We start from the raw sequence: 9,524 nt of genomic DNA on the forward strand, positions 1-9,524 counted from the left end.
GGCCCCGCGCGCGGTGTCGCCCGGACGGCACATCGCGATCTCCAGCGCGCTCAACGACTTCTCCAGCGTCATCGCGCGCTGGATCGTCGAGGAACGCCACGCCGGTCGCGTGCTCTACGCGGGCGGCGACGACCTCATGGCGATGCTGCCCACCACGGACCTGCTGAGCGCCATGCGCGCCCTGCGGCTCGCGTACTCCGGGGACGCGGGCGCCGGCGAGGATGGTGACACCCACTGGCTCGGCTCGGGCTTCGTGCGGCGCAAGGGGCGTATACACCTGTGCATGGGTGGTCGGGCCACCGCGTCCATGGGCGCGGTGGTCGTGCACCACCAGACGCCCCTGCTCGCGGCCCTGGAGGAGCTGCGCGCCGCCGAGAAGCGCGCCAAGAACGAAGGCGGCCGCGACGCCTTCTCGCTGTCCGTGCTCAAGCGTTCCGGCGGCGCGTTGCGGCACACGGCGAGCTGGTCATCCGCCGCCGAGGACAACGCCGACGAGATGACTGTCCTGCGCGAGCTGGCGAAGGATCTGCGGGAAAACCCCGAGGCTTCACGCCGCGCGGCCTACAACGTCGAGAACTGGCTGACGGACCTGCCGGAGCCTGCATCCCTCGGCGGTGGCGATGGCGTGCGCGAATACCTGGAGGCGGTGCTGCATCACCAGTTCCAGCGCCAGGGCCTCGAGGACAAGGGGCAGCCCATCCATTCCCGCCGACTGGCCAAACTCGGCACTCGAGACCCTGTGAGCGACGAGACGCCGCAAGAGGCGAAGGCCATTCGGGAACGCATTGCGAACCTCACGGGCATCGCCGAATTCTTCGCCCGGGAGACGAGGAGTTGACCATGACCGAATACCGGTTCATCCAGCCCCTGGACGTGCTCCACCTGCGCGGTAACCGGCTGTTCGGCGACGGTGGCGGCCAGGGCCTGATGCCGCCCTGGCCGTCGGTGTTCGCCGGCGCCCTGCGCAGCCGCATGCTGGTGGACGCCGGTGTGGACCCGGCGCGATACGCAAACGGCGAGCACGACGACGCGCCAATCACCGAAGTGCTGGGCGCCCCGGACCGCCCGGGCCCTTTCACCATCGAGTCCGTCACTCTCGCCCGGCGGGACCGCGACGGGGTCGAGCCACTCCGGCCGGTACCCGCGGACGTGGAGGTATTCCTGGAGGACGAAGCGGCCGGCCCCCCGGAACCGCACCGCCTTCAACCCCGGGCGCTGCCGCCGGGCGTATCCGCGAGCCTGCCCCTGGAGCAGGCGCCGCTGCTGCGACGCGACGAACGCGGCAAGCCCCGCGGCGGCTACTGGCTCACCGCCTCCGGATGGGAACGCTACCTGCGCGGAGAAGAGCTCGCTGGAGGCGACCTGATCCACAGCGGCCGGCTCTGGGAGACCGAGCGACGGCTCGGCATCGAGCTGGACCACAACCGGCGGAGCACCGTCGAAGGGCAGCTCTACACCACCGACGCGCTGCGCCTGTGCCGTCAGCCGGAAACGGGGTTCCTGGTCGGCGTTGGCGGCGGCGGCCCGCTCCCCGCCGGCGGCGTGCTGCGCCTCGGCGGCGACGGCCGGGGCGCGGGCATCGCCACCGTCGAGCCGCCACCGGAACCGACCCCCGACCTCGCCGCCATCCAGGCCACGGGCCGCTGCCGGATCGTGCTCACCAGCCCGGGGATCTTCCCGGACGGCTGGCGGCTACCCGGGCTGTCCGCGGACGGGCTCTGGACCACTAACGGCCTGCGTGCACGGGTTACCGCCGCGAGCGTTCCCCGGGGCGGGGTCATCAGCGGCTGGGACCTGGCCAACAAACGCCCCAAGCCGGCCGTGCGCGTCGCCCCCGCCGGATCGGTGTACTGGCTGGAATTGCTGCAGGGTGACACCGGTGCCCTGCGAAAACTTGCCGAAACGGGCCTCTGGGGGCTCACCCCCGACAATGACGACCCGATGCGGCGCGCCGAAGGGTTCAACCGCTTCGCCATCGCCAACGCGTGAAGGACGATCACGATGTTCGAGAAAACTGCAGCCCTGTTCCTCTACTGCGTCAGCCCCGTGCACATGGGCGCCGGCTCCGCCACGGGCGTGATCGACAGCCCCATCCAGCGCGAGGCCCACACCGGCCACCCGAGCTTCGCCGGCTCCGGGATCAAGGGGGCCGTGCGACACGGCTTCGGCGCACTCGGCGGCGACGCCGACAAGGCCGATCAGCTGTTCGGACCGGCGCCGCGGAGCGAAAAACTCCATGCGGGTGCGGTCAGCTTCGGTGATGCGCAACTCGTGGCCTTCCCGGTCCGGGCGCGACGTCAGGGCTATGTCTACGCCACCTGCCCCATGGCCCTCTCGCGTCTCATGCGACTGCTGGCCGCCACCGGCATCAGCGCCGACTGGCCCGTCCCGGAGGTGCCCGAGGGCGACTGCCTGACGACCGCCGCGGGCAGCGAGGCTCTGGTGGGCGACGGGGGGCGCCTGCATCTGGAGGTCTTTGAATACGCGGCGCAGGCGGATTCCGGCATCGAGCGGATCGCGGACTGGCTCGCCGGGAGCGCCCTCGGCGGGGACGAGGGTCACCGGTACTTCCGCGACAAGCTGGCCCGGGACCTCGTGGTGCTGTCCGACACCGACTTCGACTACTTCAGCCGGAACGCCACGCTGGTGGAGCCGCACGTGCGTATCGACCCGCAGACGGGCACCGCCGCCGAGGGGGGGCTGTTCTACGCGGAGAACCTGCCCCCCGAGTCGCTGCTGGTTGCCCCGCTGATGGCTTCCCGGGAGCGAACCGGCGATGGCGAAATGGATGCGGCCGCGGTGATGCAGCAAATGCAAACAGCGCTTAACGGCAAGCGGTTGCTGCAGCTCGGCGGTGACGCGACTACCGGCCGCGGCCTGGTCATGACCCGGATCGTGGAGGGTGAGCAATGACGATGACCCTGGAGCAACGCCGTGCCGCCGACGCTTGGACGATCTCGCAGAGCTGTTCGCCCGAGTTCGTCAACCTGGCTAAAGCGATGCCCGCACTGATCATGAACAGCGGCCTCATGCAGACGGCCGCCTTCGTTAGTGACAAGGCCCTAAAGGCGGAGACGTCCGGGGTTCGTCGCATGGATAATCATCACTTGACACTCGGCATTGCCCTACGTCGCTGGCTGGCCGGACAGTTCCCGGAGCGTTTCGGCCGCCAGGCTGGCGAGCCGGCCGATCCCGGCTACGGGCCGTTCATGGATGCCCTGATGAACGCCGAGCCCAGGGAGTTCCAGGCCATCACCGCCGAGGCCATGGCCTGGCTCCGCTGGGTCCGGCAGATCGCACCGACCCGTCAGCAGGGGGAGGGCTGACCCATGGCTACCGCAGCGCAGCAGGGACGGGCCGCGGTACCGGCGTATCTCGGCACGGATTTCCGGGACGCCGCACCGGGTCACCGCTTCTACCTCTACCTCCGCCTCTGGAAGGCCGACTGGACCAAGATCAACGGCGGCGCCAGCGACGACCTCGTCCGGCTCACGGACGATGACCGGGCGCGCATGAAGGCCCTCGCGGAGCGCCAGCGCAGCCTCGCCGAGGAGGCCGCCGTTGACGAAAGCGCGACGGTCGTCACCGTACCGGGGACGAGCCTCGCCCCGTTCACCACCGGGCTGGGCATCGAGCACCCGCTGGAGAACGGCTTCGCCTTCCTCACCCCGTACGGACTGCCCTACCTGCCCGGCAGCTCGGTGAAGGGCGTGCTCCGCCAGGCCGCGCGCGAGCTCGACGCCGGCGGGGCGTTCGAGAACCCGGACCGGGACTGGGGCCGTGCCGAGATCGACGCCCTGTTCGGGACCGCGGGTGCGGACGACGATAGAACGGCAGGTCTGGAACGCCGCCGCGGCGCGCTGCTCTTCTGGGACGTCTTCCCCGTGTTGCCCGAGGGCGCCCACCTGCAGTGGGAGATCATGACGCCGCACCACGGCGGCTACCACCAGGACCGGTCCGGCCGGACCCCGCCGCACGACAACGCCGCGCCCGTGCCCATCCACTTCCTAACCGTGCCGCCCGGGAGCGCCTTCCGGTTCACCGTTCAGTGCAACCGGGCCCTTCTGGAAACCGCCGCCCCCGGCCTGCTGGAAGGTGACCGCTGGAGGACGGTGCTGGAGGAGCTGTTCGATCACGCCTTCACCTGGCTCGGCTTCGGCGCCAAGACCGCCGTAGGCTATGGCGAAATGGCCGTCGACGAAAAGGCGCGCCGGCACGAAGAGGAGCATCGGCGCAAGAGGGCGGAAGAAGCCCGCAAGGAGGCCGAGCGCGCCGAAATGCCCGCCGGCGAGCGGCTGGCATCCGAGATGCTGGAGGGTAAGGCGGACCCCGACCAGGCGGAATACCGCTACCTGCTGGACCGGCTCGACGCTGGCGAGGTGCCCGACGAGCATGTCCCGGCATTCGCCACCGTGGTGCGGCGATGGCTCGAGCAGCGGCGCCAGGAAGTCCGCAAACTTGGCAACAGGAGAAGGCGGCAGAGCCGGCTTTCGGAACTGGACGAGCACGAGGCCCGCCTCCGCTCGTTCCTCGGGGAGTGACGCATGCACACGCTGATTACCCTGCTCGGCCGTACGAACCGGCCCGCCGACGGCTATCAGAGGGTGGACTATCGGTTCCCCGACGGGCAGAGCCGTCGCGCGGCGTTCGTGGGCTACAGCCTGGCGGCCCACGAGAGGCCGGACCGCCTGGTCGTGCTGGGCACCGCTGGCAGCATGTGGGATCAGTTGGTCTCAGATGGCCGGAGTATCAGCCTGCCCGATGAGACGGTGGAAGGGCTGATGCAGGGCGTGGACGAGGCGGCCGCCACGCCCGCTCAGCTCGATGTGCTCGCGGCGGCGCTCACCGAGGCGCTCGGTCACGAGGTCGAGCTGCGGCTGATCCCCGAAGGGCTCGACGAGGCCGAGCAGGTCGCGCTGCTCAGCGTACTCTTGGACGCCACCGAGGGCGCCGATTCGCTCTCCCTCGACATCACCCATGGGTACCGGCACCTGCCCATGCTCATGGTGATGGCTGTTCTCTACCTTCGTGCCCGCCGCCCTGCGCTGTCGATACGCGCGATCTGGTACGCCATGCTCCACGCATCGGCGGGTAGCGCGACGCTGTACAACGTCGCAGGCCTTCTCCACTTCGCCGACTGGCTGGAAGCGCTCCAGCGCAGCGAGCTCACAGGGGACTACCGGGGGGTAGCCGCGCTCATCCCCGACCCGGCACTGGCCGACGACATAGCGCGGGGCGGATTCCTGGAAACCATCCATCAGGGTCAGCTGGCCCGAAAGCATTTCCGCAATGCACGGGCCCGCCTCCGGGAGCACCCCTTACCGGGCGCCGGCGCCCTTTTTCAGCCGCTGCTGGAGGCGCGCACGGACTGGGTCGACGAACCCCAGCTCTACCAGCGCCAACGCGGCCATGCCTTCAATGCGCTCGACCGCGGAGACCTGCTGCGGGCGGCGCTGTACGGTTTTGAGGCCTATGTCACGCGCCTGGTGCAGGAGACCGGTCCGGTGAATGCCGATCCCAACGACCGGGAGACGCGCCAGGCGGCCAAGAAGGAGTACGAAGATAATGGTCCGTCGAACCGCGACTGGAGACCGTTCAAGCGTCTACGTGCGCTGCGCAACGTTTTGACCCATGGCCACCGCGAAAAGGCGGGCGAGCTGGACGAGACGGCCCTGCACTCTCCCGAGTCGATGCGCGACACACTCGCGCAGGCGCTCGCGGAACTCCTTCCGGAGACGCGCCGCTGATGCTCCGTTTACTCCCCCTCCGGCTCACCTTCGAGCCCGAAGCTGCGGTGCGGCTGCCGGAATACCCCGGAGTCCTCTGGCGCAGTGCCTTTGGGGCCCGCCTGCGCCGGGACGCCTGCATCACCGGGGCCGCGAGCTGCGACGGGTGCCGCGTGCGCCAGCGCTGCGCCTACGGCGCCGTCTTTGAGCCGGCGCCGGCGCCGCGGGCACAGGGGCTCGCTCCCCGCTTCCGTGATCCGCCGCGTCCCTACGTGATCTCGCCGGTCCACGGTGGAGGCACGCACGGCGCCGGGCAAAGACTAGAGCTGGACTGCATCCTCGCGCAGCCGGCGCTGTCCCATCTCAAGGCGGCGGAAAGCGCTCTCTCCCGACTGGAACTACACGGGGTCCCGATGCGGGTCGCCGACGTCCGGGTCCGTCCGCCCGGCGGCCCGGACACGGTCACCCACGAGCCCGCGGTAAGTGCGAAGGGCTACGGCATCAGCACCCCGCCGGCCCCCGGAAAGGCGCGCATCGTCCTCGAGCATCCGCTGCGCCTGCAGCACGAGGGCCAGCCCGTGGGGCCGGAGCGGTTCACGCTGGAGCGCTTCGCCGGCGCACTCCTGCGGCGGATCTCGAGCCTGCACGACGCGGTCGCCGAGGTCCCGCTGGAAGCGGACTACCGCACCCTGGTCGACCACGCCCGGGACCATGTCGCGCTCCGGGACGTCCGGCTGTCGTGGCTGGACGGCGAGCGCCATTCCGCGCGCCAGAAGCGCCGGGTTCCCATCGGCGGGCTGATCGGCTGCTTCACCATCGCCGGCGAGCTGGAACCGCTCTGGCCGTGGTTGTGGGCCGGCCAGTGGACCCACGTAGGCAAGGGCGCCGTCATGGGGCTCGGCCGTTACCGTGTAGACCATTTCGGCGCATGACTACCTGGATCGTTTCCCGCCACCCCGGTGCCATCGAATGGTTAGCCCGCCGAGGTTTCGGGGCGGGGCATCATGTTGCGCACCTCGATCCGGCACGACCGGCAAAGGGCGACACGGTGGTCGGTACGCTCCCGGTGCCGCTGATAGCGAGGCTCACTGAACGGGGCGTCGACTACCTCCACCTCACTATCCCCGTGCCGGCGGAACGCCGTGGCACGGAGCTCTCCGCGGATGAGCTCGAACACCTGGGCGCCTGCCTGCAACGATTTGCCGCGAAACGCATCCCCGTGCCGTAGCGGCGCCGGAATCTTCCCATGCCCGGCCCGGTCGGCGGTGCACGGTATGTTGAATCGAACGCCATCGACCGGAGTCGCCCGTGCACCGCAAGCTCTTCCTCGCCGCCTACGACGTTCGCGATCCAAAGCGTCTTGCGAAGGCGGTCCGCGTGGTTCGCGGCTATGCCAGTGGCGGGCAGAAATCCGCCTACGAGTGCTGGTTAACCCCCCAGGAGCGTAAAGGCCTGCATAGCGAGATGGCGGCGGTTCTGGACCTATCGGAAGACGTCTTTGCCGTCATCCCGCTGGAACCCGGCAAACCACTGGCCACGCTTGGCCAGGCGGTACGCCCCGTTGACCCGGACTTCTTCTATTTCGGGTAGGGGGCAGGAGGACTGGAAGTGGGAACGCTCTACATCGATCGTCGGGGGACTCGCCTGGAGTTCGACCGCGGTGCAATGGTCGTTCGAGAGCCGGACGCGACACCGCGGTCCGTACCGCTGTCGCTCGTGGAACGTCTGGTCGTCGTGGGTGACGTTCAGCTCAGCGCGCGTCTCTTGACCCGTCTCGCCGAGAACGGCAGTGGCGTAACCATCCTGCCCGGACGGGGCGGGCGTCGGGGGACGTTCCTGAATGCCCATGGCCACGGGGACGTTGGTCGGCGAATTGGCCAATACCGTCTCGTCACGAATGTCGCACTGAAGACCGAGTGGGCGAGACGGCTGGTCTGGTTGCGCCTTGCCGGACAGCGCCGGCTGCTGAATGCGGCAATGCGTACGCGGCCTGACCTGCGACATCCCCTGGGAGGCGCCCTGAGTGATCTGCACATGGCAATGGCCGGGATCCGTTCGCAGGGGGTGGCGGCGTCGGGCCTTCGGGGCCGGGAGGGGGCGGCCACGGCAACGTTCTTCCGTGGTTACAGGACCCTTTTCCCGGCGAGCCTGTGCTTCGAGCAGCGCAATCGCAGGCCACCACGGGACCCGGTGAACGCGGCCCTTTCTCTCGCATACACGCTGGTCCACGGTGACGCCCTAAAGGCGGTGTCAGCGAATGGACTCGAGCCGACACTGGGGGTGCTCCACGAGCCGTTCTACGGCCGGGACTCCCTCGCCTGCGACCTCGCAGAGGTCGCCCGCACCCGAGCGGAACGCTTGGTCTGGCGGCTGTTCGCTGAAAGGGAACTCAGCGAGCACAATTTCGCCAGCTCGCAGAGCGGAGTGCTACTCGCCAAATCGGGGCGCGAGGCGTTCTTCCGTGCGTACGAGGGCGGCGCCCGCCTCCATCGGCGCTGGTTGTTCCGGATCGCACGACACTTTGCCAGGGCCTGCCAGGATCTGTCCGACATACCGGGGGCAGCGGCCGGGGGAAATGATGCGCCGCGATGATGCGAAGACCGTGTACGTCGACGCCGATTCGACCGAGGTCAGGCTGGACAGTGGTGCGCTTCGCATGGATACACCGGACTCGGCGCCTGCTTACATCCCGTTGAGCCGTGTCGGACGGGTCGTGGTTCGTGGCAGCGATCGCGGCCTGCTCGAGGCGTGCCTCGCAATAGTGGCCCGGGGAGGAGTCGTCCATTTCGAGGGCCGTGACGGCGGCATGCGCGCGATAATGCAGCATGCCAATCCCGCCGAAAACCGATCGGCCCGTGAACTTGCCGGTATCATCGAGCAACACGGTGGCCTTGGTCCGTTTCATTGGTGGCAGGACGCCCAGCGTCGCCACGCCTGGAGCGTCGTGTTTCGGCGCACTTTGAGGGGGGATTTCGAGCGTGGTTACGACCGGCTTATGACCTACCTCGGGGTGATGGTGCCCGGCGTACCGGTCGAGCAGGAACGTCACCGCCTGGATGGTAAGCTCCACGCCTGGATTCAGGCGGAACTCGCCCGCCAGGGACTCCAGCCGGTCGTCCGCGCCCTCGCGGAGCACGGCGGCGATCTGCTCCGGACGCTGCATCAGTGCCTCTCGTTGACGAGTTGTTGGGCCTATGTCCGCTGGAGGCGCGAGCAGCCTCGGCACGTGACGGACCGGGAGCTGACCCGTTTTTTCGAGTTACGTACGGTCGCCGCGCTACCGAGGCAGCTGGACCGCCACTTACGCGCCCTCGCCCACGAGTACCACAGCAGCTGGAATCGTATTGAAGGCGCCTCCGGACAGGAGTGAGCGATGGGCGACGACCGGAGTGGCAATTACCTGGTGTGTTACGACATTCGTGACCCGAAGCGTCTGCGAAGAGTTCATCGCTGTATGCGTGGTTGGGGGCTGCCATTGCAGTACAGCGTGTTCTACTGCCGGCTTACGCCCGCCCTGAGAAAAGCGCTGATCGCCGAGCTGCGCGAGCGTATCGACGACCGCGCAGATGACGTCCGTATCTATAGCATGCAGTCTAGGGGGACGATACACTTTCAGGGTCGGAGTCCACTACCAGAGGGGTTGAATATCAGTGGCTTGCGGCTGCAACGAGATGAGAGCGGTTCTCAACTCTGAGCAGAGGGCTGGTTGTTCCAACCCCGTCTGCAAGACTCTGATCAATAAGCGTTTTATAGAGCCAGCAGTCTGAACGGTGCCCTGTTGGAAAAGGGATTAAGACC

11 protein-coding genes and 1 pseudogene are annotated in these 9,524 nt (G+C 68.5%); all 12 read left to right on the forward strand.

The genetic code is table 11. From position 1 onward, the window contains the following. Positions 1-838: pseudogene (locus tag G7A99_RS13695) on the forward strand (type III-B CRISPR-associated protein Cas10/Cmr2); the annotation flags it as partial. A gap of 2 nt (positions 839-840) precedes the next feature. Next, positions 841-1,989 (forward strand): type III-B CRISPR module-associated protein Cmr3, encoded by a 1,149-nt coding sequence (locus G7A99_RS13700; RefSeq protein WP_163141041.1) that lies wholly within the window; start codon positions 841-843, stop codon positions 1,987-1,989. A gap of 12 nt (positions 1,990-2,001) precedes the next feature. Then, complete coding sequence (gene cmr4 / locus G7A99_RS13705; protein ID WP_163141044.1) at positions 2,002-2,913, forward strand: type III-B CRISPR module RAMP protein Cmr4; 912 nt, start codon at positions 2,002-2,004, stop codon at positions 2,911-2,913. Next, positions 2,910-3,326 (forward strand): type III-B CRISPR module-associated protein Cmr5, encoded by a 417-nt coding sequence (locus G7A99_RS13710; protein WP_163141047.1) that lies wholly within the window; start codon positions 2,910-2,912, stop codon positions 3,324-3,326. Before cmr4 ends, G7A99_RS13710 begins: the two co-directional genes overlap by 4 nt. A gap of 3 nt (positions 3,327-3,329) precedes the next feature. Continuing rightward, complete coding sequence (cmr6, locus tag G7A99_RS13715) at positions 3,330-4,541, forward strand: type III-B CRISPR module RAMP protein Cmr6 (RefSeq protein ID WP_163141050.1); 1,212 nt, start codon at positions 3,330-3,332, stop codon at positions 4,539-4,541. A 3-nt stretch (positions 4,542-4,544) separates the two neighbouring features. Further along, entirely contained in the window at positions 4,545-5,747 is a 1,203-nt protein-coding gene (gene csx2, locus G7A99_RS13720; RefSeq protein ID WP_163141053.1) for a TIGR02221 family CRISPR-associated protein, read from the forward strand. Then, positions 5,747-6,658: a CRISPR system precrRNA processing endoribonuclease RAMP protein Cas6 gene (gene cas6, locus G7A99_RS13725; RefSeq protein WP_163141056.1), complete on the forward strand. Its 912-nt coding sequence runs from the start codon at positions 5,747-5,749 to the stop codon at positions 6,656-6,658. Before csx2 ends, cas6 begins: the two co-directional genes overlap by 1 nt. Beyond that, on the forward strand, positions 6,655-6,954 hold the full coding sequence (csx16, locus tag G7A99_RS13730) for a CRISPR-associated protein Csx16 (RefSeq protein ID WP_163141059.1): 300 nt from the start codon (positions 6,655-6,657) through the stop codon (positions 6,952-6,954). The genes cas6 and csx16 overlap by 4 nt, the downstream gene beginning before the upstream one ends. Before the next feature lie 80 nt (positions 6,955-7,034). Then, positions 7,035-7,316: a CRISPR-associated endonuclease Cas2 gene (locus G7A99_RS13735; RefSeq protein WP_163141062.1), complete on the forward strand. Its 282-nt coding sequence runs from the start codon at positions 7,035-7,037 to the stop codon at positions 7,314-7,316. Between the two features lie 18 nt (positions 7,317-7,334). After that, positions 7,335-8,318 carry a CRISPR-associated endonuclease Cas1 gene (gene cas1 / locus G7A99_RS13740; RefSeq protein ID WP_163141065.1) on the forward strand — a complete coding sequence of 328 codons (984 nt, stop codon included), beginning with the start codon at positions 7,335-7,337 and terminating at the stop codon, positions 8,316-8,318. After that, on the forward strand, positions 8,302-9,096 hold the full coding sequence (locus G7A99_RS13745) for a hypothetical protein (protein WP_163141068.1): 795 nt from the start codon (positions 8,302-8,304) through the stop codon (positions 9,094-9,096). Before cas1 ends, G7A99_RS13745 begins: the two co-directional genes overlap by 17 nt. Positions 9,097-9,099: 3 nt before the next feature. Then, the gene (gene cas2, locus G7A99_RS13750; protein ID WP_163141071.1) at positions 9,100-9,420 is read left to right on the forward strand and encodes a CRISPR-associated endonuclease Cas2; all 321 of its coding nucleotides are present in this window, start codon (positions 9,100-9,102) and stop codon (positions 9,418-9,420) included. The last annotated feature ends 104 nt before the right edge of the window (positions 9,421-9,524 follow it).

It is taken from the genome of Arhodomonas sp. KWT (assembly GCF_010993615.1).